Origin of the sequence: Paenisporosarcina sp. (assembly GCF_049671445.1) — a bacterium.
Classification (GTDB): domain Bacteria; phylum Bacillota; class Bacilli; order Bacillales_A; family Planococcaceae; genus Paenisporosarcina.
On sequence record NZ_JBATUX010000056.1, the window covers coordinates 1 to 24,634 of the forward strand.

A 24,634-nucleotide genomic window follows, 5' to 3' on the forward strand; every position below is an offset into this window, starting at 1 on the left:
TTGTTTGAGCTTTCTAAACTCATAAATTTCTTTAGAAGTTGCACAAAGAAAACATATCTCCTACAATAAATTCAATAGATGGATAGAGAAAGTGGTTGGAATTATGGAAGGAAATGTTTTATTTGCGTTGGCATTAACATTGTTTGCCGGATTAGCTACTGGAATCGGTAGTTTATTAGCTTTTGTGACAAAGCGGACTAATACTAAATTTTTATCTTTAGCCCTCGGATTTTCTGCGGGTGTCATGATTTATGTTTCAATGATTGAAATATTTGTGAAAGCGAAAGATGCTCTAGTAAATGAGCTAGGTGCTTCGCAAGGATATTGGTTAACAGTTATCGGGTTTTTTAGTGGGATTCTCGTGATAGCACTAATCGATAAACTATTGCCGAAATCTACGAATCCACATGAAGTTAAAGGTGTGGAAGACATGGATTTACAACCGTCTAATGATGAGTATACAAAGTTGATGAGGATGGGGTTGTTTACAGCTCTGGCCATCGGAATACATAACTTTCCTGAAGGAATTGCGACGTTTATTTCTGCTATGCAAGATCCGAACCTAGGAATTGCTATAGCCGTTGCAGTAGCGATTCACAATATACCAGAAGGAATTGCTGTAGCAGTTCCTATTTATTACGCAACAGGGAATCGTAAAAAAGCATTCAAATGGTCGTTTTTATCGGGTCTAGCAGAGCCGGTAGGTGCAATTGTGGCGGTCTTATTCTTAATGCCTTTTTTGAATGATGTTATGTTTGGGATGATTTTTGCAGGTGTTGCTGGAATTATGGTATTCATTTCTTTAGACGAATTGTTACCAGCTGCTCAAAAATATGACGAAGCTCATTTGTCTATTTATGGAGTCGTTGGGGGTATGGCCGTAATGGCATTAAGTTTATTATTAATTGCTTAAATTAATGACGCGTTGTCTAGTCTATCTAGATAACGTGTTTTTTCGTATTTAGTAGATTATTTCGCTTTTCACTTTTTGAGTGAACCCCTGCACTTTCTTGTTGTAAGTTAATGATTATAAAACTATACTGATGGGTAATGAGTTAAATAGACATGTGTCAAGACAAGGAGCAAAATAATGACAACTTCAATTAGTAAAGAGAATAAACCTCTCTCGAGAAATAAATTATTAGGAATAGCAGGGCTAGGCTGGATGTTTGATGCTATGGATGTAGGAATTCTATCATTTGTTATAGCAGCACTCGCGATTGAATGGAATTTATCTCCCGGGCAAATGGGATGGATAGGTAGTGTCAACTCAATAGGGATGGCAGTGGGGGCATTTGCATTTGGTCTCTTTGCAGATCGTATCGGTCGTAAAAGAGTCTTTATTATTACACTAGTTCTATTCTCTGTAGCAAGTGGTCTCTCAGCATTATCCACGACGCTTGCAGTCTTTTTAGTATTTAGGTTTTTTGTTGGAATGGGACTTGGTGGGGAACTTCCAGTAGCATCAACACTTGTAGCTGAAAGTGTGGAGGCAAAAGAACGTGGTCGCGTAGTTGTATTACTCGAAAGTTTTTGGGCAGCCGGTTGGTTAATTGCAGCATTAATCTCCTACTTTATTATTCCAAACTACGGTTGGCAATTGGCATTAATTATTACAGCATTACCGGCTTTTTATGCTATTTATTTACGCATAAATTTGCCGGATTCACCACAGTTCACCGCGAAACGAGTACGTAATCGGACATATAGACAAAATATTAAAGCTGTTTGGTCAAAACCGTACACCAAGCCAACGTTGATGTTATGGATACTATGGTTTACTGTCGTATTTTCTTATTACGGCATGTTTTTATGGTTGCCAAGTGTAATGGTCATTAAAGGATTTAGCTTAATTAAGAGTTTTGAATACGTATTATTAATGACGATTGCACAGTTGCCTGGATATTTCACTGCTGCATATTTAATTGAAAAAGTAGGTCGTAAATTTGTATTGGTTACTTATTTATTAGGTACTGCTGCAAGTGCATTTGTATTTGGTAATGCGGACACAACGATGTTGTTAGTTGTATCTGGGGCTTTCTTGTCCTTCTTCAATTTAGGCGCATGGGGTGCACTCTACGCATATACACCTGAACAATACCCTTCCGTCATTCGCGCAACCGGGGCAGGTATGGCAGCAGCTATCGGTCGTATTGGTGGAATATTAGGACCTTTATTAGTTGGTTCACTTGTCATGAAGGGTTACGATATTGGATGGATCTTCGCTATCTTCTGTATAGCCATTGTGATTGGAGTTTTAGCAGTTATAATCCTCGGTAAAGAGACAAAACAAATTGAATTAGAATAGTGTTAAAGGGGAGGCTAATAAGTCCCTGACATAAAACAGCTGGAGAAAACGACTCATTTTCTCCAGCTGTTTCTGTTTCTGTTTCTGCATCGCTATGCTAGCTTCGAAACATGGGAGAGCGATGTAACGGAAATCAAGTGATTTGGTTAACTACCTCTTTTGTTACGAATAAATTATTCTGACTTTTCAATAATCTGTAGTAGTAGAGTACTTTCCTTGTTAAAATGAAACTATCAAATATTGTCTATCAAGGGAGAGTCGGCTATGTTTAAACGAATTGATACCGTATTTTTACCTGTTCAAGACACGAATGGCGCGATTAGTTGGTTTGAAGAAAAGTGTGGGTTTGTCTTACGATGGCATGATGAAGAAAATGGTTATGCAGCAATGGATGTTGGAAACGGAGAAACGGCATTTACATTAGTTCGTAGCCCACAAATGGGAAGTGATCAACCTTCCGAACATGAATGGTTTAATTTATATACATCGGATATCCATGCAACCCATCATCACATGTTAGACGCTGGAGTCGAGGCAACTCCTGTTGAAAGTGGTGGTAATGTGGAATTTTTTAAATTTAAAGATCTTGATGGCAATACGATTGGAGTTTGTTCATTTGAAGGAGACGCAGCCTAATCATCAACGAATATTGATTGTAGGATCAAGTGGGGCTGGGAAGTCTACCTTTTCCCGCAAACTAGGGGAACTATGGGATTTACCAATCGTTCATTTAGATGCACTGTTTTGGCAGCCTGGATGGAATCCTTTGCCACGTGCTGAATTTATGACAAAAGTGAAATACGAACTAACAAAACCACAATGGATTATTGATGGTAACTATGACTCAAGTATTGAATTACGAGCAAAGTATGCCGATCTTATCATTTTTCTCGATTTTTCCAATGTCCTTTGTTTATATCGAGCGTGCAAAAGGGCTTGGACCTATCGTGGAAAGACGAGGCCAGATATGGGTACAGACTGTAAAGAAAAGATAGACTGGGAATTTGTTCAATGGATATGGAGTTATCCAAAAGATATACGACCGAAAATGTTGGATTTTTTGGCCCATACACATACGGATGTTGTTACTTTCAAATCGCCTAAAGAAGTGGATCAATGGCTTCTAAATATACAAACAAAAAAGAGTGAATCATCCACTTAGGATAATTCACTCTTTTTATGTTGTTTTTAAGGTTGTATAAACGACAAGTCGATCTTCGTAATAAGAACCTTTTTTATTGTATTCACCTGTACATGTAATAAGATTTAATCTACTACCATTACTAAATCCGAAAATTTCTCGAAGCGGAGATTCTTCAAAAGGATATATTTCAACCTTATTTACTACGAAAACGAGTTCAGAACCGTCTTCGCCAGTGACGAGAACTTCATCTCCATTTTTTAGTTTTCCAATATCATAGAAAACGGCAGGTCCATTTTTCCCGTCAACATGTCCCGCAATTACCGAGTTCCCTGGTTCTCCTGGCATATAGCCACGTTCAAACCAACCAGTAGATACGATATCATTTGGTACATCCATATCTCCATCTTCAGTCAATCCAGCAGGATCTATTGGAGCATCCACATCTATTGCTGGGATTTTAAGGCGAGAAGGAACAATTCCTTGTCTTTCATCTTTTATGAGTTTAGAAGCAGATAGCTGGCTTTCGCTTAATGTTAATTTTGTTTTTGGTGTAGAAGAAGAGGCTTCCTCACTGGAAGCCTCTTGCTTAACTACAGTGGACTCTGGCTCTGGTTTCGCTTTTTCTGCTTGGCAAGCCGTGAGAAGAAGTGAGAGTCCCAGAATACCACTTAGTAATTTTTTCAAGGTTTACGCCTCGTTTGAAGCTTTACGTAATGCGAATGCGCCACCAATAGCTGCTGCTAATAAACCACCAAGAAGGAACCACTCATAAGGCATACCATCTTGATCTGCTGTGCCACCCATACCTGTTTTAGGCATACCGTCTGGCATAGATTGTCCACTGAATTTATCAGGGAATTGATTAACAATTGTTTGAGATAATCCTTCAGCAGGCATTAACATATGTGCATAAGCTCCACGTAATGAAGCATAAGAAGCTTCATAATCTCCTGCTACATATTGATCAAAAGCTGCAATTAATTGTTTAACGTGTTCAGTAAGGCCAGCCTCAAGATCTGCAGCTGGTAATCCGCCTTCAGTTGCCGTTTCTAAAAACGCTGCTTGTTCAACTACATAACCTTCTAATTCTTTCATCGCTTGGTCTTTACCAGCTTGATCGTCGTTAGCTGTAGCTGTTACGTAGTCAACGAAGTATCCGATATGTGATTTCCAGATTGCATCAAATGCTTCTCCGCCTTCTTCACCGTACACTGAACTTACTGCTGCTGCTAAATCATCAGCGTTTGCAAGTAATGCTGCTGATGATGCTTCAAAGTCAGGATCTCCATCTACACCATTTTGCATAGCCATTACTGCTAAACCAGCGTGCTCTGTAAATACTTGATCAAGAGCTGAGCGTAAATCTGCAGCTGGAGTGACAGCCATTGAGTTTTCAAATTTATCCGGGAATTGATCTGTGATAGCAGTTGATAATCCAGCTGCAACCATTGTCATATGTTTAATTGCTTCACGTTCATTCATGTAAGAAGTTTCATAATCCCCAGCCACATAGCTGTCAAATGCCCAAACTAGTTGGTCAACATGCATTTTCAATCCAGCTTCTAAGTCAGCTGCTTTTAAGCGACCTTCAGTTGCCGTTTCTAAGAATGCTGCTTGTTCCACAATATATTTATCTAGTTCAGCTACTGCTTTATCTTTCCCTGCTTGGTCGTCTCCTGCTGTTGCAGTTGCATAATCAACGAAGTAGCCAATATGTGAACTCCAAATTTCTTTAAATGCAACTCCTGCTTCTTCACCGTAGACTGATGCAACTGCTGCTGTTAAATCATCTGTGTTTTGACCAAGTGCTCCTGCTAATGCGTCGAAATCTTCAGTGCCGTCTGCACCTTTTTTCAATGTTTCAACTGCTAAGAAAGCATGTTCTGTGAATAAGTGACCTAATGCTGATCGTAGTTCTGATGCTGGAGTTGAAACGCTAGTATCAGCATTTGTCTCTGCAGCTTTGCCCTCATGGTCGTTTGCGAATGCAACAGTTGGTACCAGTAAACTCATTGATAATGGAACTGCTAATAATGTGCGTTTTTTCATTTTAAATTCTCTCCTTTTGTGTTTGTTTTATTTGGTTTCGAATAGCTAACGAAGACAAGTTTAGTTTGGATCACTTTTATTTAAAGAAAATTTAAAAACTTTTATATCCCACACTTTTCCTAGTGAAAAAAACGAATCTAATACCTGTGACTACTGACTTTAAGTGGGCACGAGTAAATATGTAGATGAACTGAAGTATTTTAAGTGGGCTAGATGAAAGTTGTGGCTAGCGTCTTCCATCAGAATAAAAGGGAGGGGGCTTGCCTGTTCGTCTGTGGAAAGGGAGCAGATGCCCACATTTTTTATAAAGGGTTGTTTCACTAGAAGTCAACTTGGTTAATGAGACGATTTTTTAGGTTGTGAAATATTTATCGCTCAAATTGGAGATTTATCGCTCATCTTGAAGGTTTTATCGCTCAAACTCGTCTCATGACCTAGTTAACTTAATGAAACACTTAAAGTCCTACGGCATACCCACAGCAAAGAGCCATGTAGCAAAGCGAAATGGCTCCTATCTAAGTTCTTTTTATTGGTTCTATTTTCGCTACGCTTTTGTTTGAAGAGGGAAGAGATTCTTCTGTTGAACATCTACTTTAAGATTCCTTCTATGTGTATAAGTAATTAAAAAAGCGATGGGCACATGACACATTACACCTGTCACAAGCCCATCGCTTTGTTCTTTTGATTATGGTGGAGCTGGTAAAGCATTTGAAACGGTCTGAAAAGCAAAAAAAATTGAGAAGGATTAAAAACCTTCTCAATTCCTCCTTATTTAAATTCTGAAGCCATTAGTACATTACCTAGAGGTGTTTTACTTTCAGCATTTGGTTCGTGAGAGACAGCAACTTGCGTCCAATCTTGTTTCGAACCTTCAGGTAGCGTAAAGACAACTGCTCCGTCTTGTGATTCGGATTTAAACGTTCCTGCTCTGACCGGGCCATCCTCGTCAATCAACCATACTTGGTATACTTCGTCATTTGAAAGTGCGGGTAAAGAACTTGCCTGTACGACAACACGAGTTTCATCTCCGTGTTTCACGATGGATGCTGTACCAGTAGCATTTCCTTCAACAGGACTCAAATTCACGAATGCTAACAATTGGTCGACAGCTTCACTTTGAGCTACCAAATCATCTTGTTGATTTTTCACAATAGAAGCTAAGAAAATATTTGCACCAACTGAAAGCATTAATGCAGCAGCTACTGTAGGCAACCATTTAAAAGATCTATTCTTTTTTATAGGAGTGACCTTGTCATTTTTTACATTAGGTGTAACTGGCGTCACTTCTTTTGTTACTTCTTCTTCAAACACGTTACTTAGTATCCGTTCCTTCATACCTTCAGGGGGATTTATAGAAGCAGAAACATACGGCAAATCGTCCGTTAAAGATTGCCACTCAGCAAGTTCTAATGCGCATTCTTCACACGTTTCTAGGTGCTTTTCAAAAGCATGTTTTTCGACTTCGCTCAATTGTTCATTAAAATAGTCAACGAGCTGATTACACATCTGACGTTCCATTTGGTGACATCCCCCTTTCTGATTCTAAGTGTTTTCGTAAATGTTGCAGTGCTAATCGAATCCGACTCTTTACCGTACCAAGAGGTATGTCGAGTTTTGAAGAAATAGATTCTTGCGATAAACCATTGAAGTAGAACAGTTCCACAATTGTTCGTTGGTCTACTTTTAAACGACTAATGGCTTTATGTAAAACGGCACCTTTTTCTTTCCATTCAAGCATTTGTTCAGGCATCTCTTCAATAGGAACTTTAATTTGTTCTGCATCTTTATCAAGTAAACCGACTTCTTGTTGTTTTCCTTTTTTTCGAAGTGCATCAAGAGAAGTGTTTCGAGTCATTGTTAAAAGCCAAGAAGAAAATTTGCCTTTATCTTCTGTATAAGGTGCATGTTCTTTCCACAATTTTATAAATACTTCTTGTACAGTATCTTCAGCCATTTGCGCATTTTGAGTCATGCGATACGCAAAGGAGTAAACGAGACGTTCATAACGGTCATATAATTCTTCAAGTGCTGACTGGTCTTTTGCCCTCATTCGGACATAAAGCTGTGCATCAGTGAATTTATCCATTTTTACCCCCCTCTGTACAAACTTTCTATATACATCATACAGAAGGTCGAAAGTGTTCACAACTTCCGTTCATATAGATAACGAACGTAATGACCAAAAAGATCACTTTAATCAAAGGATTTCATGAATCAAATTTGATTGCGACGGTTATGAAACGTATCTTCCTTCTATATAAATTGAAGTCACTACAATCTGATTGTTTAATCCCCCCTCCATTTGCCTATTCTACTAGTAGAGTTTAAAAGTTAATATCGATATTTTAAAATCCATCTATTAATGGAGGGAAAGTGAATGGAAAGTAAAGATAAGAATATTTCAAGGCGTGCTTTTCTGAAAACTTCTGGTGTGGCAACGGGTGCACTTATTGGGGGAGGTCTTCTTGGTGGATTGATCGGCTACAATGCAAATAAAGCGACTCCATCCACAACTGACATGAAATCAGGCGACCACAAACAAGAAGCCACGCTGAACAAAGGGCTAATGTTTTTTACAAACGACAGAGAGTTTCAAATATTAGCTAATGCAACAGAAAGGATTTTTCCGAAAGACGATTTAGGTCCAGGTGCAATTGATCTCGGGGTGCCATATTTTATTGATAACCAATTGGCGGGACAATATGGTAGTAACACGAAAGAATATATGCAGCCACCTTTTGCAGTGGGTGCAGCTACTCAAGGTTATCAAAGCCGTTTGACTCGTGCTGAGATTTTCAAACAAGGCGTCTTGAAATTGGAAGCGGAGGCTCAAACACGTTTCAAGGATGGTTTCTCCAATTTAGAACCAGCTCAAATGGATGAAATTTTAACAGCGTTTCAAAAAGATGAAATTGCCATGAGTGGTGTTACTTCCGCCTTTTTCTTCCGGTTACTAAGAGCTGCCACGCTGGAGGGGGCTTATGCAGATCCAATCTATAACGGCAACAACAATATGGATGGTTGGAGAATGAAACAATACCCTGGACATCAAGCGGCATATATCAATGTTATTGAAAGTGATACGTTTCAAAAAATTGAGCCGAAGTCACTTGGTAGTATGCATTAAGAAAAGGGGGAAACGATATGGTAAAGACCTTGCCAAAAGTAGATGTTGTAACAGTAGGAGTAGGGTGGACAGGCGGTATTATAGCGGCAGAATGTGCGAAAGCGGGTTTGAAAGTAATAGGGTTAGAACGCGGTCAAGAACGTGGAACCGAAGACTTCTCCAAGGTACATGACGAATATCGCTATGCCATACGCTATGAGTTGATGCAAAACTTGGCAAAAGAAACGATTACATTTAGAAACAACCGCAAAATGCCAGCTCTTCCTATGCGACAAATGGGCTCTTTTTTATTGGGAGAGGGCTTAGGCGGTTCCGGTACGCATTGGAATGGACAAACATGGCGTTTTTTGCCTTATGACTTTCAGATTAAAACGATGACTGATAAGAAATATGGTCCGAATAAATTATCCAAAGATTATATTTTGCAAGACTGGGGGCTCACATATGACCAGCTTGAGCCTTATTTCGATAAGTTTGAGAAAACGGCAGGAATTTCTGGAGAAGATAATAATCCAAATTGGGGAAAAAGATCGGCGGATTATCCGACTCCCCCGATGAAGAAGACGCAAATTTTGAAGAAGTTTGAATCAGCAACAAGTAAATTGGGATACCACCCATTTATGATGCCTTCAGCAAATCTATCAGAATTCTACACGAACCCAGACGGGGCACAAATAACTGCATGTCAATATTGTGGGTTCTGTGAACGCTTTGGTTGTGAATACGGTGCGAAGACTTCACCGGAAATTACAGTCGTACCAACCGCAAGAAAAACAGGAAATTTTGAAATGAAATTCCAAGCAAACGTTGTAGAAGTTTTGAAAAGTGGGAACAAAGTGACGGGGGTACGCTATGTCGATACGTTGTCTGGAGAAGAATTCATTCAACCTGCAGAGATCGTTGTATTAACCAGTTATATTTTTAATAACACTAAGTTATTAATGGTATCGAAAATTGGTGAACAATATAATCCGGATACAGGAAAAGGTACACTTGGACGGAATTATTGTTATCAAATACTACCAGGTGCCACTGGATTCTTTGATGAACAATACAATACGTTCATGGGAGCAGGGGCTCTCGGAATGGCGATAGATGATTTCAATGGTGATAGTTTCGATCATAGCAATCTTGAATTCATTCATGGTGGAAATATTTCCATTACACAAACGGGTTCTAGACCTATTGCTACAAATGTTGCCCCGCCTGACACACCAACATGGGGAGCGGAATTTAAAAAGCAATCGATTCATAATTTCACAAGAACCTTATCTGTGGGTGCTCAAGGAGCATCAATCTCACATAAAGAGAATTATTTATCGTTAGATGGAACCTATAAAGATGCATATGGTATTCCTTTGTTGCAACTTACGTACAACTTTACGAAACAAGACATTGCACTTCATAAGTTTATTAGTGAGAAATCTGCAGAGATTATGAAAGAAATGGGAGCAAAAACAGTAGTTGGACGGGAAGCGATCGATCAATATGATATTGTGCCGTATCAAACAACACATAACACTGGCGGTACAGTTATGAGTTTAGCTCCTGAAGAAGGAGTAGTGAACAATTATTTGCAGCATTGGAATGCAGAAAACCTATTTGTTGTAGGTGCAGGGAACTTTGCTCATAACGGAGGATATAACCCAACTGGTACAGTGGGAGCACTTGCCTATCGTGCTGCTGAAGGCATAATCAAATATAGCAAATCGGGTGGCTCACTCGTCTAAAAAAGGAGGAACTATTATGGGTGGATTAGGAGCAATAGGTGTTCCAGGATTAATCATCATCTTGGTTATTGTACTCATCGTATTTGGACCGAAAAAATTACCCGAAATTGGCTCTGCAGTAGGGAAGACGTTTTCAGAATTTAAGAAGTCGACAAGAGGACTTATGGATGACGATGAACCTGTGAAAAAAGAAGAAAAGAAATCTGAAGTTCTATAGAAGGTGAAAGAAATGGACCCATATGAACATCACAATAAGAAAATAATTAGTCCATTAGACAAAAAAATAGTGGTCGAAGTTGAAGACGTAAAAACACATGTTACTGCTTCTGACGAATCCTCACTTGTGGAGCATTTAACTGATTTACGCAAACAAATTATTAAGAGCGTGGCAGTATTTCTTTTTTTCTTCCTTGTCGTACTTTCAACCATCAATCTATGGTTCCCATATATTACGAGAGGCAATGAATTAGTCGTGCTTGGGCCACTTGAAGTTGTGAAATTCTATATGTCGATTTCGAGTGCGCTCTCCCTCGGCTTTTCACTGCCCTTTATCTTTCATTTTATATGGCAATTTGTTAAACCTGGGTTAACCCATATTGAGAGCCGATTTATCGGATTGTATTCACCACTCATGCTTGCGCTTTTCATAGTCGGAATTTCTTTTGGTTACTTTGTTGTGAATCCTTTAAGTTATCAATTTTTAATCAATATTGGTGAAGTGAATTTTAATGTAATGGTATCTGCAAGTGAATATATTCACTTTTTGTTAATGACCACAGTGCCTCTTGGAATATTATTCGAACTACCAATTATTGCAATGTTCTTGTCAGCTATCGGAATTTTGACTTCGGAAAAAATGAAAAAGGTGCGGAAATGGTCGTATGTAATATTAGCTGTAGTGTCGACACTAATGACGCCACCAGATTTTGTGAGTGATTTCTTGGTGCTCATTCCCATGATTTTGCTGTATGAAATTAGTATCGTGGTTGTCAAACAACTTGAACATAAACAAATCGTAAATAAAAATCTATCCATCCCCTCAGAGTAGCGGGGTGGATTTTTTTTAGGAGATAATTGGTTAGTTGCAACGAAATCGAGAAAGTTGCAACGAAAAGTCAAAAGTTGCAACGAAATCAACAAAGTTGCAACCAAATTCCAAAAGTTGCAACGAATAGCCATTCATTTTTCAAATCCATTAAAATATCTCGGAAAAGAGTGACATTCACTACCAATTTGTGTAATATCTACTATTAAAAACAGTAGGGAGATAGAATCGCATGAAATTCAATGTGTTTACACAAGCTCAGGAATTTGAAGATAAAGCAAAACCTTTTTTAACAGAAAATGACGATGTGTATAGTCTGTTCTATGGCGTGTTGCAAGGAATCAAAGCGGGGCGTTATGAAAATCCTTTCATGGCTACCATTGAAGTAAATGACGTCATCGTTGCTCTTTTTCAAATGACACCTCCTCATCCTTTGAATCTTATTATTATTGATGAATCGAAAATGGATGACATTATAACGTTTTCCGTCGATGAACTTTTCAAGTTAAAACTACCTATTAACTCGGCTGTTGGTGTGAAATCTGTAGTCACTACGTTTTCAGAGAAATGGCAGGAGACGTCGAAATGTAAATCCAGATTGTTAATGAATCAAGGTCTTTACCGTTTGGACCAGGTTGATCAATCACTCGAGAAAAGTCCAGGGTCTTGGCGTTATGCAAGAAAAGATGAAGCGCCATTACTTGCACTTTGGTTTAAAGCGTTTGAAAAAGATACAGGACTTAAAAATAGCCCAATGGAAGCGATAAAGGAGAAGGTTAATCAATTCTTAGAAGATGAAGAAGTTTTCTTTTGGGAAGACCAAGGAAAAATCGTTTCTATGATGAAAAAAGCGCGCCCTTCTGAACGTGGAGTCACTGTATCTTTTGTCTATACTCCGCCTGAGGAAAGGAAGAAAGGATATGCCCGAACGATGGTTGCAGCGGGAAGTGAAGAGCTATTAAAAACATATGACTTCTGTGTACTTTACACGGATATGATGAACCCAACTTCTAACAAGATTTATCAAGAAATTGGCTACCGGAAGATTGCGGATTCCATCCACATTGAATTTATGGAAGAAGGGTTATGATATGAAATTGAGCGAATTGAAGAGATGGTGCGAAGGGCATAAAGGGGCTCAATTTGATTATCAAAAAGACTGGGATGCTGAGCGTTATCTATTAGAAGGGAAGATGTTTGCCATGTTTGGTCATGACAAATCTGGAACCCCAATTCTTACACTAAAATGTGATCCACAACGAGCGGAATCTCTTCGAGAGGAATATGAAGGAATTAAACCTGGCTATTATATGAACAAAACGCATTGGAATTCACTTGCGTTAAACGGTAACTTACCACCAAAACTTTTCAAAGAATGCATAACTCATTCGTATGAATTGGTTCTTAAAGGCTTACCCAAAAAAGTGCAAAATGAGGTAGTCTCCGAAAATCAAAAGATATGAACTAGTCACTTTGCCAGAAGTCATGATACTCAAAAGTGATACATATAATCCATATAGTTGCAGGTTCTGAAAACCAAATTAACGAAATTGTGTGGGAATATTAAAACAATATGCTATAATTCGTATTAACCAGTAAGAAATGTTGTATGAAGGGACGATGGGTGAACAATGGAAAAGTAATCTTATTTCTTAGCAAATTAAACATTTTGCGAAATCGGAAATAGGATTAGTCTGCCCATTTTTTCACTGTCACAGAAAGTCTCTTTATTTAAAAAGACTTTTTTTGTCTTGATCTATTTTGGGTATATTTAATCCTTCCGATAATTCTCGGAGGGATTTTTTGTCCTTCGAAATAGGGGGAATAGGAATGTTCGTGATTGGTAAAACACAAAATGTGTCGATTGAATATGGCAATAAAATAGTGGTTCAAAACGTGTCAATTGATATTAAAAAAGGCAGTTGTATTGGGGTAGTAGGAGGTAATGGTGAAGGGAAATCCACATTATTGTCTCTACTTGCTGGCGAGATAGGGGCAAGTGAAGGCACAATAAAATGGATAGGTGGAACTCCAACAACCCATTACTTTAGACAAGAAGATCAAGCTTTTGAATTGGGTAACAATGAGGAAAGTAATCTTTCGCATAAATGGCAGGTTCCCAAAAATCGTTCGTATGAGGTATTGAGTGGTGGGGAACGAATGAAAAAAAGACTTTCACAAGCATTTTCAAGTCATGTTCAATTGTTACTATTGGATGAACCAACAAACCATCTAGACCAAGAAAGTTTAAAAGAATTGGTAAAACTGGTGAAATCCTATTCAGGTACCCTGATTATCGTTTCACATGATCGCTATTTTCTAGATGAAGTCGCGACGACAATTTGGGAAGTTGAACACCAAAGAGTGACTGCTTATGAAGGGAATTATTCTGCTTATAGGTTGGAAAAAGAAGAACGACGAAAAGTGCATTCGCGATTGTACGATGCGCAACAGAAAAAAATCACACGGATTGATGAACAAATTTCATCTCTTCAAAATTGGTCATCAAAAGCTCATGCCGATTCAACAAAGCAAGATGGCTATAAAGAGTATTATCGTTCGAAAGCCAAACGTATGGACACACAAATTCGCTCAAAGCGTAAGCGTTTGGAAGGTGAACTCGCAAAAGCGAAAATCGATAGACCGTTAGAAGAAAGAGAAATTTCGTTTTCAATTGAAGGCAATCAAAAACAAGGGCATCGAGTGATTGAGGCTAAAAATCTCTCAAAAGGATTTGGTCAGCACCTATTATGGGAAAAAGCATCGTTCACCATTCAAAGAGGGGAACGCGTTGCGCTTATAGGACCAAATGGTAGCGGAAAGTCTACTTGGTTGCGGATGCTTATGGGTCAAGAGACGTTTGAAGGCGACTTGTGGAAAACAAGTGCAATGAGTATTGGCTATTTGCAACAAACCGTAGAAGACTTGCCAGAAAAGAAGACGCCTGAAGAGTGGTTTGATCCGCAAGATTTTGAAACACGTGGACAGATTCAAACGTTGATGACGAATTTAGGTTTCGGGAAAGAACATTGGCGTTTACCGATAGGCTCCTTAAGTATGGGAGAGCGATTAAAGTTAAAACTAATGGCTTTCATGATGGAACAAAAAGATGTGTTGTTATTAGATGAACCGACCAATCACTTGGATTTGCCTTCACGTGAACAACTGGAACAAACCTTGTCGACTTATCCAGGCACGATACTTCTCGTGACTCATGACCGCTATTTTTTGGACAAAATTGCAAATAAGCTCCTAGTATTTGAAAATGGACGTCTGAAAAAAGTCGACATGTCATTTAGTGAATGGAATAATCACCAAATCGAAACGGCTCAACAGCAACAGTTGCTGAAACTAGAAGTAGAACGACAAGCTCTCCTTGGGAAAATTAGTTTTTTGCCAAAAACAGACGGTGAATATGCTAAATTAGACCAACGATATAACGAATTATCGAAACAAATAAAAGCATTAAAAGAGTAATCATCTTTGGTCTCGGATAAACTTAAGGAATGAATGTGCTTGATCTCGAAAATTAGTAAAGAAACATGCATATGTGGGATGATTAAAGGGTATTAGAAAAAGATATACAAACTGAAGCTTAAAAGGGGCTGAGGCTGTGATTCGATTTGATCAAGTAACGAAGAGATTTGCGGATGGAACGGAAGCATTAAAAGATGTTTCTTTAACTATTCCAACAGGAAAATTAACGGTAATTATTGGCCCAAGTGGTTGTGGAAAAACAACGTTAATGAAGATGATTAATCGTTTGGAAGTACCGACAACGGGCGATGTATTGATTGACGAACAATCGATTAAAGACCGCAATGAGGTGGAGCTTCGACGTTCCATCGGATATGTCATTCAGCGAATTGGTTTATTTCCTCATATGACCATTGCAAAGAATGCTGCATTGGTTCCTACATTAAAAGGGTGGAGTACAGAAAAAACGAAAGAACGAGTAAGCGAACTAATGAATATTACGGGTCTAGATCCCGATACGTATTTGCATCGTTTTCCACTTGAACTTAGTGGAGGTCAGCAACAACGAGTAGGTGTTGTTCGTGCGCTTGCAGGTGATCCAAACATCGTGCTAATGGATGAGCCATTTAGTGCTCTAGATCCAATCAGTCGGGAACAACTTCAAGATGAGCTAAGAAATTTGCAACAACGTATTCAAAAAACCATTGTTTTTGTAACACATGACATGGACGAAGCATTAAAAATAGCTGACCATATGATTGTTTTACGCGCTGGAAAAGTGGAACAAATGGGTTCTTCACAAGAATTGATTCACGAACCTGCAAATGATTTCGTACGTGATTTTATTGGCCAAGATCGAATTAATCGTCAGCGTTCATTTGGACAACGTAAAATTAGTGAACTCTCGTCATACTACAAACAAGCGAAAATCGGCGAACAGGTAGTCTCTATAAATTCATCTGAAGATGTTGAAGAAGCAATTGCCCTCTTAGAGCAACCTCATACAGATGTCTTGGCTATCTATACAAATGAAGAATTTGTTGGGTACATCGACCAATCATCAATATTGAAGGCAGTCTTAGCTAAGGAAGTAGGTGCGTCTTCTTATGACTGACTTTTTGGAAACGATTCAAAGCCGCTCTGATCTCATTCAACAAGCGTTCCTCGAACATATTTATTTATCGTTTGTGGCATTGTCTATAGGGATTGCTATTGCACTTCCACTGGGAATATTAATTGCTCGACATCGTAAATATGCAGAACCAGTAATAGGAGTAACGGCAGTTTTTCAAACGATTCCAAGTTTAGCGTTATTCGGATTTTTAGTACCCTTAATGGGAATTGGTTCAAACACAGCTCTCATTGCGCTTATTATTTATGCGCTCTTACCTATTTTACGGAATACGTATACCGGACTTACATCTGTAGATTCATCGATCATTGAAGCGGGTCGAGGAATGGGAATGACCACTACGCAAATACTAAAACAAATTGAATTCCCACTTGCTTTACCTTTTATTATGGCGGGTATTCGCACTGCCACGGTTTTAACCGTTGGGATTGCCACGCTCGCTACATTTGTGGGAGCAGGTGGTTTAGGTGACGTCATATATCGAGGTTTACAATCGTATAATAATTCGCTCGTCTTAGCAGGTGCACTTCCTGTAGCTTTACTAGCTATTAGTTTTGATTTGTTATTGAAATGGGTGGAGAAGAAAGCAACGCCAAAAGGAATGAAAACACAATAGGAGGAAATTATATGAAAAAACGATTAGCTGGATTAGCGCTACTAGCATCAGTCGCATTAGTAGGATGTGGTTCTTCAAATGATGCTGAAGGAGACAAAAATGAGCCCATTATTATTAGTGGTAAACAATTTACCGAACAATTTATTTTACCCCAAATTTTAGGCCAATATGTAGAGTCTAAAACAGATTATGAGGTGGAATATAAAGAAGGACTCGGTGAAGTAGCGATATTAACACCAGCGCTTGAAAAAGGTGATATCGATGTGTATGTTGAGTACTCAGGGACTGGTTTGCAATCGGTATTAGGAGAAGATCTTGAACAAGGCGAAAGCTCAGAAAGTATTTTAGAACGTGCACGTAAAGGTTATGAAGAAAAGTATGGTGTTACGTGGTTAGAGCCTCTTGGCTTTGAAAATACGTATACGTTAGCTTATAGCAAAGACAAGCCATACAATGCGGAAACGTATTCTGAATTAGTTGAAGCGTCAAAGAAAGAAGATATGGTATTTGGAGCCCCTCATGCTTTTTATGAGCGTCCAGGAGATGGTTATGATGCAATGGTCGGAGAGTATCCATTTGAATTCTCTGGCAAAGAAAGCCTCGACCCTAACGTTATGTATGAAGCAATCAAACAAGGGGATGTAGATGTCATCACAGCCTTCACAACGGATGGTCGAATCGAACGTTTTGACTTAGCGATTACAACTGATGACAAAGGCTTCTTCCCGAAATATGATGCCGTACCACTTGTACGACAAGAAACTCTTGAAGCGTATCCAGAACTTGAAGACGTGTTAAACGAATTAGCAGGAAAGATTTCACTTGAAGATATGCAAAAAATGAATGCTCGCGTGGACATCGATCAAGAAAAACCTGAAGATGTAGCTCGAGATTTCTTGATTGATAAAGGATTAATAAAAGAATAAGACGATGGAGAGACTACCGTAGTTTAGGTAGTCTCTTTTTAGGGAAACTTTGAGTTTAAGCCGAATGAAATCGTTCTCGAAGTGGTATAAAACTTAGGTGAAGCTTAATAAAAGTCAAGTCTAGACAAACAATCATACAAAAAAGCTATACTCACATAAATAAGTAACATGCACATCTCCGACATCGAGATGTGCATGTTTGTTTTTACATAGAAGGTGGCAATGCACTTTGTTTTTGTTGCACAAATGGCCATAAGACATCTGCCCAAATTTTGTAGCCGCTGTCGTTTGGATGAATCCCATCCTTTAATGTAGATGAAAGAGGGGTGTTTTTTGAAGACATGTTATAAAGCATAGCACCATGTGTATCAAAATATGTCCATCCTTGTTTTTTAATATAAGCTGCAGTTTCATCGACATAATCCGTGAATTTAAGTCCAAACTGATTGAGTGTTGGTCCGAATTTATTCGCTGTACAAGGATTAGGAGATAAGAAGGCAATTCGTGTATTGGGTAATGCCTGTGAATACAGTTGATATAATGAATCTAAAGAATTGAACGTATCTTCCAATGAGACATTTTTATTGTGATTATTAATGACGGAGGTCTCAATAAACAATACGTCTGGCTGCTCTCTTAAAATAGGAGCAGTGACATGATCTTCAAGCAATCGGACTGATGTGTAGCCTGAGTGCCCATGATTTGAAATCGTCAACCTTTCCAAAGCCGGGTTCGAATTCCGAAGATTAACTTCGATACGACCTCTCCAAGTATTGCTTTGATTAGTGGATCCTGAGCCACGTGTTACGCTGCTACCAGTGACGGCCATTTTCGCTTCACCAGAAATCATGGAGCGGAAAATTAAGTAGTCAGCAAGAGACTGGTTTGGATTGTATTTCGGGTCATAATTCTTAATAGATGATTCATTCGCACTAACTTGATCCTGCTTTTCGTCATTCCTTGAGTAGAAGAAGAGGAGTGCTCCCGCAGCGATCCAAATTAACCACTTCCATTTGTTCATGCGGTCAACTCCTTATGTATGTATATAATTAATATAATATTCAGTCATCTGTTACTCAATAGGAATAAAGAAGCATGTGTTCGAAATTTTTATGATTTTGTCGGAATTGGATATTTTATGGCATTTCTCTTCATTTTTGCATGTGCTGCTGAGATTAAATCTTCTCCAATGACATCTGAAAACTGCAATAAGTAAATAAATACATCAGCCATTTCGTCGACAATCGCTTGCTTATCTTTAGCAATAGCATCTTCAGGAGATCGCCACTGGAAGTGCTCTAACAGTTCACTAGCTTCGAGAGAGATGGAGATTGCTAAGTTCCGTGCATCGTGATTACCACCCCAACCACGGTCATTTCGAAATTGTTGGATTTCTTTAATGATTTCTTTCATGTGTAGTGTCCCCTTTTCGATAAATTTCTATGTATTGTTTTAGTATAATAAAAGAAGGAGGAATGCACATGAATTACCAACCGATTTCAACCAAATTTTTTCAACAACCCACTCTTGAACTAGCTAAAAACTTAATTGGCCAATACCTGGTTCACCAACATCCTGAAGGTTTATTGGTTGTGAAAATAATAGAAACTGAAGCGTATATGGGATCTGAAGATCGCGCAGCACATAGTTTTGGTAATCGACGAACGAAAAGAACTGAAGTAATGTTTGGAGAACCAGGTCATGTGTATACCTATCAAATGCACACACATACATTGATGAACGTGGTTAGTGGTCCCGTTGGCAAACCGGAGGCTATTTTGTTGCGTGCTGGAGAACCTATTGTTGGACATGAATTAATGCAACAATTCCGTGGAACTAATGCAATGAAAAATTGGACAAATGGTCCGGGAAAGCTATCCAAAGCATTAGATATAAGTATGAGTTACTATGGGCATCATTGGACAGAAGAACCACTTTTCATTGCTCCTGGTCCAGGTGCAACTGAAATTGAAATAGGGCCACGTGTTGGGATTCAAAATACTGGAGAAGCGGTACATTATCCTTATCGGTTTTCTGAAAAAGGCCATTCCATGGTCTCCAAGTATCGATAAAATGTTTAATGGGATATTTTAGTGGAATACTAATGATGAACAAACTATTAAGGAGTGATTTAGAAATGGCTAAGATTGCAACTTTAATCACGGATATGTTTGAAGACATCGAGTATATGGATCCGGCGAGAGCTTTTAACGAAGCGGGTCATGAGGTATTTACAATAGAAAAAGAAGCTGGGAAAGAAGTAAAAGGCAAACAAGGTGATGCGATGGTGAACATTGATCATGGCATTGATGATGTGAAACCTGAAGACTTCGATGCATTGTTCCTACCGGGTGGTTTTTCACCTGATCAATTACGAGCAGATGATCGGTTTGTTGAATTCACAAAAGCCTTTATGGATGCAAAGAAACCAGTATTTGCAATCTGTCATGGTCCACAATTATTAATTTCAGCGAAAGCACTTGAAGGTCGTGACGCAACAGGCTATAAATCGATTGGACAAGATATGTTATATGCCGGAGCGAAATTTGTAGATAAAGAAGTGGTTGTTTGCCAAAACCAATTGGTCACAAGTCGACAACCTGAGGATATTCCAGCATTTAATCGGGAATCTCTAAAATTATTAGAACAACTATAAACAAAAAAGGGAGCTGTCCTAAAAGTCATAAAATATGACTAAGGGCAGTTCCTTTCTTTATTTAGTGCGGAAGATTTTCGTTACAAGCGGACGCTTTCCGCGGGGCGGGCGGTGAGCCTCCTCGGTCGCTTCGCGATCTGCGGGGTCTCACCTGTCCGCTTATCCCGCTGGAGTCGCCGCCTTCCACTACAATCCATGAAGTGAGTAGCAAGAAAATCTATCAATTGCCTATTGCTAAGACACGAATGTTTCAAAGTTAAGTTAGAGATAGAACCAACCTAAAGGGTAGTTGCCATCTCTAAAAGTTGATTGAAGCGCAGGTGCATGAGCTGAAGACCCCGCAGGAAAGATGCTGGCCAAGAGCCAGTATCTTTGCGACGAGTAACCGCAGGAGCACATGTTTTTCAGTGACGAGGAGACTGAAGCCGTGCCCGCGAAAAGCGTCCACCGTAGCGGAATCAACAGGCTACTATGGTTACTCTTCTTAAAAGAACCTGGCGCACTATGCCCTGTTTTTCTTATGCTTAATTAAACATATTCATTTAAATTTTTTTAAGGAATTTTTCATACTCTTCTATATTGTCGGTGGTAGTGGCTAGGTTAAATAACGCCAAATAAAATTGTTGACTGTCTTGTTCGAACAGAAACAAATTTTCGAACCCGATTGCCGTGTGTATGGCGAAATCCCAAACTGATGTATAGTCTCGTGGATGTAGCGATTTAGCCATTAAATCTAAAACTTTTAGTATGTCTGTTGAAACAATAACATTATCTTTTGCATAGTGTCTGATATAACCTAATCCGTTGTACAAATAGTGATTAAAATCTCTTTTTTGTAAAATTAATCGCAGGTTATTCTCATTGTCTACTAAATAATTAGAGAAGTTGGTGACTTGTGAAATGGAAACAAGTATTTCTCCTACTTGATAAATAGCGGTAGTCGCTGTTTTGGGATCGTAATTGCCAAGAGCTCGTATGGCAACCTCCACTAGTTTATTAATGCTGAATTCAATATCTTGAACTTCTGTCTGTTTCTTTCTAACACTAAAAAACGCCAAATACTTATCTTCGTCTATTAAAGTTTCATGCTTTTTCCAATAAGTCAAAAGTGGCGTAGTTTCAAACACATAGCTGCCTATTGTATACTCAAGCTTTATCGTAATGTCATCTTTTTGAGCTTCTTCAATCATCGATATAAAATCCACGAGTTGAATATACCCGGGTGCACCAGCTTTAATTTGGATACCTTTGCCGTTTCTAATATCTGCATCTGCATCATTGAAATTTTCCACTTTATAAATATCGAGTTCATTTTTCAAGGTTCCATTTACAATTCCCAATGCTTCCTTTTTCATGTCATCCGTCAGTTGATTCACTTGTAGCCACGCAACCGCATGATTAATGAAAAATATAAAAGTAGCTATCGAAAAGATGGCTAAAAGAGTCGCTGTAAGAGGAACTGCAAAATAATATTCGGTGATTCTTTTATTAATGAAGAATAAGGATAAAAGAACATAGATAAAACTTCCAGTAAATATTCCTAAAACACGCTGTGTCGCTTTGCTCGCAATAAAATTTTTAAGTATACGTGGGGAAAATTGTCCTGAAAAAGTCGTGAAAACAACTAATACTAAGTTGAATGTGAAGATTGTAATCGTTAAAGTTGCTGAAGTAAGGATGCTTAAAAGAGAAAGAGTTAGATCATAATCTAAGGCGAAATGCGGTCTCATTCTATCGCCTAGTTCATAATTCAAGTCACCATTTAATGATAAAGTTACTAATATGATGGCAAAAAAGACGTAAAGAACTGGCGTAAACCATAAGTTGGACTTAACCTGATGGGCTAGCTCTTTCTCGGACATTCTTGTGTATTTTTTTAAATACTTATCAAGATGGTATATTTTCATCGAGTTTAATGTCCTTTCTAAAAGTCATTATTTTATTTGAAGTTATTTTATCAAGATTTCTTTCATATTGTTTGCTTAAAATAGACCCCTTAAACAAGCTCTTCTTTAAAAAATGCTCTGTAAAACTAAACTGTTGTTTATCTAAGATTTGCACTAGCCGGACGTTCATAACGATCCAACAAGTGTGAAAAACAAATAGTTTTTGGTCACTCACTTGCGGCAAGTTAGACGCAAATATACTCTTTCATTTGTTCGTCAATATCAACAACTCGTTAACATACCTAATACAGAGTAAAAATGTTTTTAAAAAAGAATGTTCATAAACAGTACACGTTATTGATACATACCCTCATTCTTGCGGTTTGTACACGTTAACTTTATATTTCCGAAAAAAAGCCTAATACTTTCACTCAAAATAGGATAATGTAATAGAAACAACATATTCATGAGGTGAAAGATATGAAAGACAGCAAGGAATCAAACAGGTCTAGATTAAATGAGATATTTACCTATTTACATGAACACCCAGAAATCAGTTGGAAAGAAGTTGGAACGACGGCTTACTTAAAAAAACTGATTGAACAAGAGGGGTTCAGCGTTCAAACATTTGATGACATTACGGGTTTGGTTGTAGAGATAGGAGAAGGACCAACTTGTATTGCGATACGCGCAGATATAGATGCACTTTGGCAAGAAGTAGACGGTGTTTTTAAAGCAAATCATTCATGTGGTCATGATGCTCATATGACCATAGGCTTAGGTTCTATCCTTAGAATGAAAGAAATTGGGTTTCCGAAAGATATTCGTTTCAAATGGATTTTTCAGCCGGCTGAGGAAAAAGGACAAGGAGCGTTAAAGATGCTTAACCTAGGCGTTTTAGACGATGTGGACTATTTATTTGGCGTTCATCTTCGACCTATTCAAGAAATTCCAGACGGTACAGCATCAGCTGCTATTTGTCACGGAGCTGCTGGATTAATAAAAGGAACAATTATTGGAGAAGATAGCCATGCTGCTCGACCTCATCTTGGTCAAAATGCAATTGAAGTAGGTGCGGCAATTGTTCATGGGTTAGAAGGGATTCGAATGGATCCTCTAGTCCCTTATTCAGTAAAAATGACCAAGTTACATGCTGGTAGTGAAACAGGCAATATCATTCCAGGAAAAGCATCATTTACACTAGATGCACGTGCACAAACGAATGAAGCAATGCGTATTCTTCGGGCTAAAGTGAACGAAGTCCTTCGTAGTGTGGAATCCATCTATCATGTGAAAATTAAATATAAAATGCACGAAGGATTAGTAGCTGCGATTGTGAATGAAGAAGCGTATGATCTAATGGAACGAGCAATTATCACAGTTTTGGGTGCCGATAAATTGGAACCACGGATTACGACTCCAGGTGGTGAAGACTTTCATTTTTACTCCCTACATAAACCAAATATTAAAGCGACAATGCTCGGACTAGGATGCGGTCTCTCTCCAGGACTCCATCATCCAAAAATGACCTTCAATCAGGACAGTATCCATACGGGCATTGAGATTCTAACTAAAACCATTCTTAATACGATTAAACTAATAGATGAAAAAAAGGCTGAATAAGTAAGAGGGGGATGTGACCTAGTCACATCCCCCTCTTACTATTATTGGTAATTTTACGGCGCGGATGTTGTTTCACGACTAGTCGACTTGGTTAATGAGGTGCTCATTTGAATGTTACTTTAGATTGAATAGATCGCTGGGAACAAAGGACGGTAACCAAAATAAGTAGCAGAATTCGGCTGTAATTGTATCTTCGGCCGAATATCTACTTAAAGAAAATCTCGATTTTTTATTAATCCAAACGTTCCTAACTATGAGTGTTCAGGTTGAAAGGGAGCGAAGGACGCACAATTGCCGCAAGATGATCTGCAAAAATAAGGCTGGGCGAAATGACGCAGTCACAAGCCCAGCCTCTTTATTCTCTAGATCAAGGTGCAGTAGGTAAAGCGTCCAAAGCGGACTGGAAACCTGTGTGTCATTCTTTATGCTCAATGGACAGACTTTAATGTCGGTTTTAGGGATACACTGAAATATCGCTTCAATTTTCTAATAACCCAATCATCATTTCATATTGCATTCATAAGACAATGCTTATATAATAAAAGTGTTCATTATTAGATAAGGAGATGCTTATGGATTACATAGCGCTAGAACAATATTTAAAAGGCATTGGTGATCAAAATCGTCTTAGAATTCTAAGCTATCTCATGCATCAGTCATTATGTGTGTGTGAACTGACGGAGTTGCTACAAATGACACAACCAGCAATTAGTCAACATATGCGTAAATTAAAAGATGCAGGCATTGTAAGTGAAGAAAAACGAGGTCGCTGGACCATTTGGTCGTTGCAAGTTCGACATCCTCAATATCCGGTACTAATACATTTACTCAGTTTACTACCAGCTCCAACCCGGACTGTAGAAGACTTAATTAAAGAAGGAAAAAAAGTCATGTGTGAAGCATAAGCGGAGGTTT

The 24,634-nt window shown here is 38.6% G+C and carries 25 protein-coding genes; 18 read left to right on the forward strand and 7 right to left on the reverse strand.

Annotation, left to right across the window (positions count from 1 at the left end):
- The first annotated feature begins 103 nt into the window (after positions 1-103).
- The 4 genes from zupT to WBG45_RS07260 all read left to right on the forward strand — a co-directional run bounded on the left by zupT (position 104) and on the right by WBG45_RS07260 (position 3,470).
- Positions 104-913, forward strand: coding sequence for a zinc transporter ZupT (zupT, locus tag WBG45_RS07245; protein ID WP_424413301.1), 810 nt, complete (start codon positions 104-106; stop codon positions 911-913).
- A gap of 177 nt (positions 914-1,090) precedes the next feature.
- Positions 1,091-2,308, forward strand: coding sequence for an MFS transporter (locus WBG45_RS07250; RefSeq protein ID WP_424413303.1), 1,218 nt, complete (start codon positions 1,091-1,093; stop codon positions 2,306-2,308).
- 264 nt (positions 2,309-2,572) lie between these two features.
- A complete protein-coding gene (locus tag WBG45_RS07255; RefSeq protein WP_424413305.1) occupies positions 2,573-2,944 on the forward strand; it encodes a VOC family protein in 372 nt (123 codons plus the stop codon).
- A complete protein-coding gene (locus tag WBG45_RS07260; protein WP_424413307.1) occupies positions 2,925-3,470 on the forward strand; it encodes an adenylate kinase in 546 nt (181 codons plus the stop codon). The genes WBG45_RS07255 and WBG45_RS07260 overlap by 20 nt, the downstream gene beginning before the upstream one ends.
- Before the next feature lie 15 nt (positions 3,471-3,485).
- On the opposite strand, the gene WBG45_RS07265 is transcribed toward WBG45_RS07260, so the two are convergent.
- From WBG45_RS07265 to WBG45_RS07280, 4 genes are all read right to left on the reverse strand, one after another.
- The gene (locus WBG45_RS07265; RefSeq protein ID WP_424413309.1) at positions 3,486-4,136 is read right to left on the reverse strand and encodes a class F sortase; all 651 of its coding nucleotides are present in this window, start codon (positions 4,134-4,136) and stop codon (positions 3,486-3,488) included.
- Positions 4,137-4,139: 3 nt separating this feature from the next.
- On the reverse strand, positions 4,140-5,501 hold the full coding sequence (locus WBG45_RS07270; protein WP_424413310.1) for a copper amine oxidase: 1,362 nt from the start codon (positions 5,499-5,501) through the stop codon (positions 4,140-4,142).
- 768 nt (positions 5,502-6,269) lie between these two features.
- Positions 6,270-7,019: an anti-sigma factor gene (locus WBG45_RS07275; protein ID WP_424413312.1), complete on the reverse strand. Its 750-nt coding sequence runs from the start codon at positions 7,017-7,019 to the stop codon at positions 6,270-6,272.
- Positions 7,000-7,587: an RNA polymerase sigma factor gene (locus WBG45_RS07280; RefSeq protein WP_424413314.1), complete on the reverse strand. Its 588-nt coding sequence runs from the start codon at positions 7,585-7,587 to the stop codon at positions 7,000-7,002. The genes WBG45_RS07275 and WBG45_RS07280 overlap by 20 nt, the downstream gene beginning before the upstream one ends.
- Before the next feature lie 291 nt (positions 7,588-7,878).
- Here WBG45_RS07280 and WBG45_RS07285 point away from each other — a divergent pair, with 291 nt between their 5' ends.
- The 10 genes from WBG45_RS07285 to WBG45_RS07330 all read left to right on the forward strand — a co-directional run bounded on the left by WBG45_RS07285 (position 7,879) and on the right by WBG45_RS07330 (position 17,554).
- Positions 7,879-8,628: a gluconate 2-dehydrogenase subunit 3 family protein gene (locus WBG45_RS07285; protein ID WP_424413315.1), complete on the forward strand. Its 750-nt coding sequence runs from the start codon at positions 7,879-7,881 to the stop codon at positions 8,626-8,628.
- 17 nt (positions 8,629-8,645) lie between these two features.
- A complete protein-coding gene (locus tag WBG45_RS07290; protein WP_424413317.1) occupies positions 8,646-10,358 on the forward strand; it encodes a GMC family oxidoreductase in 1,713 nt (570 codons plus the stop codon).
- Positions 10,359-10,374: 16 nt separating this feature from the next.
- Positions 10,375-10,575, forward strand: coding sequence for a twin-arginine translocase TatA/TatE family subunit (tatA, locus tag WBG45_RS07295; RefSeq protein ID WP_424413319.1), 201 nt, complete (start codon positions 10,375-10,377; stop codon positions 10,573-10,575).
- Positions 10,576-10,587: 12 nt separating this feature from the next.
- The gene (gene tatC, locus WBG45_RS07300; protein ID WP_424413321.1) at positions 10,588-11,406 is read left to right on the forward strand and encodes a twin-arginine translocase subunit TatC; all 819 of its coding nucleotides are present in this window, start codon (positions 10,588-10,590) and stop codon (positions 11,404-11,406) included.
- Between the two features lie 229 nt (positions 11,407-11,635).
- A complete protein-coding gene (locus WBG45_RS07305; protein ID WP_424413323.1) occupies positions 11,636-12,493 on the forward strand; it encodes a GNAT family N-acetyltransferase in 858 nt (285 codons plus the stop codon).
- Position 12,494: 1 nt separating this feature from the next.
- Positions 12,495-12,866: an MmcQ/YjbR family DNA-binding protein gene (locus WBG45_RS07310; RefSeq protein WP_424413325.1), complete on the forward strand. Its 372-nt coding sequence runs from the start codon at positions 12,495-12,497 to the stop codon at positions 12,864-12,866.
- 367 nt (positions 12,867-13,233) lie between these two features.
- Positions 13,234-14,880 (forward strand): ribosomal protection-like ABC-F family protein, encoded by a 1,647-nt coding sequence (gene abc-f, locus WBG45_RS07315; RefSeq protein ID WP_424413326.1) that lies wholly within the window; start codon positions 13,234-13,236, stop codon positions 14,878-14,880.
- Between the two features lie 136 nt (positions 14,881-15,016).
- The gene (locus tag WBG45_RS07320; RefSeq protein WP_424413327.1) at positions 15,017-15,994 is read left to right on the forward strand and encodes an ABC transporter ATP-binding protein; all 978 of its coding nucleotides are present in this window, start codon (positions 15,017-15,019) and stop codon (positions 15,992-15,994) included.
- Positions 15,987-16,628, forward strand: coding sequence for an ABC transporter permease (locus WBG45_RS07325; RefSeq protein WP_424413329.1), 642 nt, complete (start codon positions 15,987-15,989; stop codon positions 16,626-16,628). The genes WBG45_RS07320 and WBG45_RS07325 overlap by 8 nt, the downstream gene beginning before the upstream one ends.
- Positions 16,629-16,639: 11 nt before the next feature.
- The gene (locus WBG45_RS07330; RefSeq protein WP_424413331.1) at positions 16,640-17,554 is read left to right on the forward strand and encodes a glycine betaine ABC transporter substrate-binding protein; all 915 of its coding nucleotides are present in this window, start codon (positions 16,640-16,642) and stop codon (positions 17,552-17,554) included.
- Between the two features lie 205 nt (positions 17,555-17,759).
- On the opposite strand, the gene WBG45_RS07335 is transcribed toward WBG45_RS07330, so the two are convergent.
- Positions 17,760-18,575, reverse strand: coding sequence for an SGNH/GDSL hydrolase family protein (locus WBG45_RS07335; protein WP_424413333.1), 816 nt, complete (start codon positions 18,573-18,575; stop codon positions 17,760-17,762).
- An 89-nt stretch (positions 18,576-18,664) separates the two neighbouring features.
- A complete protein-coding gene (locus WBG45_RS07340) occupies positions 18,665-18,967 on the reverse strand; it encodes a nucleotide pyrophosphohydrolase (RefSeq protein WP_424413335.1) in 303 nt (100 codons plus the stop codon).
- 68 nt (positions 18,968-19,035) lie between these two features.
- On the opposite strand from WBG45_RS07340, the gene WBG45_RS07345 reads away from it, so the two are divergent.
- Positions 19,036-19,626, forward strand: a complete 591-nt coding sequence (locus WBG45_RS07345; RefSeq protein ID WP_424413337.1) for a DNA-3-methyladenine glycosylase — start codon at positions 19,036-19,038, stop codon at positions 19,624-19,626.
- A gap of 65 nt (positions 19,627-19,691) precedes the next feature.
- Positions 19,692-20,210, forward strand: a complete 519-nt coding sequence (locus WBG45_RS07350; protein ID WP_424413338.1) for a type 1 glutamine amidotransferase domain-containing protein — start codon at positions 19,692-19,694, stop codon at positions 20,208-20,210.
- A 542-nt stretch (positions 20,211-20,752) separates the two neighbouring features.
- On the opposite strand, the gene WBG45_RS07355 is transcribed toward WBG45_RS07350, so the two are convergent.
- The gene (locus tag WBG45_RS07355) at positions 20,753-22,117 is read right to left on the reverse strand and encodes a DUF2254 domain-containing protein (RefSeq protein WP_424413340.1); all 1,365 of its coding nucleotides are present in this window, start codon (positions 22,115-22,117) and stop codon (positions 20,753-20,755) included.
- Positions 22,118-22,576: 459 nt separating this feature from the next.
- Between WBG45_RS07355 and WBG45_RS07360 the strand changes: the two genes are divergently transcribed.
- Together WBG45_RS07360 and WBG45_RS07365 are read left to right on the forward strand one after the other, a co-directional pair.
- A complete protein-coding gene (locus WBG45_RS07360; RefSeq protein ID WP_424413342.1) occupies positions 22,577-23,719 on the forward strand; it encodes a M20 peptidase aminoacylase family protein in 1,143 nt (380 codons plus the stop codon).
- Between the two features lie 572 nt (positions 23,720-24,291).
- A complete protein-coding gene (locus tag WBG45_RS07365; protein WP_424413343.1) occupies positions 24,292-24,624 on the forward strand; it encodes an ArsR/SmtB family transcription factor in 333 nt (110 codons plus the stop codon).
- The last annotated feature ends 10 nt before the right edge of the window (positions 24,625-24,634 follow it).

Excerpts from the sequence above, each read along its gene's own strand:
- zupT (WP_424413301.1), top strand. The coding sequence starts at position 104 with ATGGAAGGAAATGTTTTATTTGCGTTGGCATTAACATTGTTTGCCGGA.
- WBG45_RS07250 (WP_424413303.1), top strand. The coding sequence starts at position 1,091 with ATGACAACTTCAATTAGTAAAGAGAATAAACCTCTCTCGAGAAATAAA.
- WBG45_RS07255 (WP_424413305.1), top strand. The coding sequence starts at position 2,573 with ATGTTTAAACGAATTGATACCGTATTTTTACCTGTTCAAGACACGAAT.
- WBG45_RS07270 (WP_424413310.1), bottom strand. The coding sequence starts at position 5,501 with ATGAAAAAACGCACATTATTAGCAGTTCCATTATCAATGAGTTTACTG.
- WBG45_RS07275 (WP_424413312.1), bottom strand. The coding sequence starts at position 7,019 with ATGGAACGTCAGATGTGTAATCAGCTCGTTGACTATTTTAATGAACAA.
- WBG45_RS07280 (WP_424413314.1), bottom strand. The coding sequence starts at position 7,587 with ATGGATAAATTCACTGATGCACAGCTTTATGTCCGAATGAGGGCAAAA.
- WBG45_RS07285 (WP_424413315.1), top strand. The coding sequence starts at position 7,879 with ATGGAAAGTAAAGATAAGAATATTTCAAGGCGTGCTTTTCTGAAAACT.
- WBG45_RS07290 (WP_424413317.1), top strand. The coding sequence starts at position 8,646 with ATGGTAAAGACCTTGCCAAAAGTAGATGTTGTAACAGTAGGAGTAGGG.
- tatA (WP_424413319.1), top strand. The coding sequence starts at position 10,375 with ATGGGTGGATTAGGAGCAATAGGTGTTCCAGGATTAATCATCATCTTG.
- tatC (WP_424413321.1), top strand. The coding sequence starts at position 10,588 with ATGGACCCATATGAACATCACAATAAGAAAATAATTAGTCCATTAGAC.
- WBG45_RS07305 (WP_424413323.1), top strand. The coding sequence starts at position 11,636 with ATGAAATTCAATGTGTTTACACAAGCTCAGGAATTTGAAGATAAAGCA.
- WBG45_RS07310 (WP_424413325.1), top strand. The coding sequence starts at position 12,495 with ATGAAATTGAGCGAATTGAAGAGATGGTGCGAAGGGCATAAAGGGGCT.
- abc-f (WP_424413326.1), top strand. The coding sequence starts at position 13,234 with ATGTTCGTGATTGGTAAAACACAAAATGTGTCGATTGAATATGGCAAT.
- WBG45_RS07325 (WP_424413329.1), top strand. The coding sequence starts at position 15,987 with ATGACTGACTTTTTGGAAACGATTCAAAGCCGCTCTGATCTCATTCAA.
- WBG45_RS07330 (WP_424413331.1), top strand. The coding sequence starts at position 16,640 with ATGAAAAAACGATTAGCTGGATTAGCGCTACTAGCATCAGTCGCATTA.
- WBG45_RS07335 (WP_424413333.1), bottom strand. The coding sequence starts at position 18,575 with ATGAACAAATGGAAGTGGTTAATTTGGATCGCTGCGGGAGCACTCCTC.
- WBG45_RS07340 (WP_424413335.1), bottom strand. The coding sequence starts at position 18,967 with ATGAAAGAAATCATTAAAGAAATCCAACAATTTCGAAATGACCGTGGT.
- WBG45_RS07345 (WP_424413337.1), top strand. The coding sequence starts at position 19,036 with ATGAATTACCAACCGATTTCAACCAAATTTTTTCAACAACCCACTCTT.
- WBG45_RS07350 (WP_424413338.1), top strand. The coding sequence starts at position 19,692 with ATGGCTAAGATTGCAACTTTAATCACGGATATGTTTGAAGACATCGAG.
- WBG45_RS07355 (WP_424413340.1), bottom strand. The coding sequence starts at position 22,117 with ATGAAAATATACCATCTTGATAAGTATTTAAAAAAATACACAAGAATG.
- WBG45_RS07360 (WP_424413342.1), top strand. The coding sequence starts at position 22,577 with ATGAAAGACAGCAAGGAATCAAACAGGTCTAGATTAAATGAGATATTT.
- WBG45_RS07365 (WP_424413343.1), top strand. The coding sequence starts at position 24,292 with ATGGATTACATAGCGCTAGAACAATATTTAAAAGGCATTGGTGATCAA.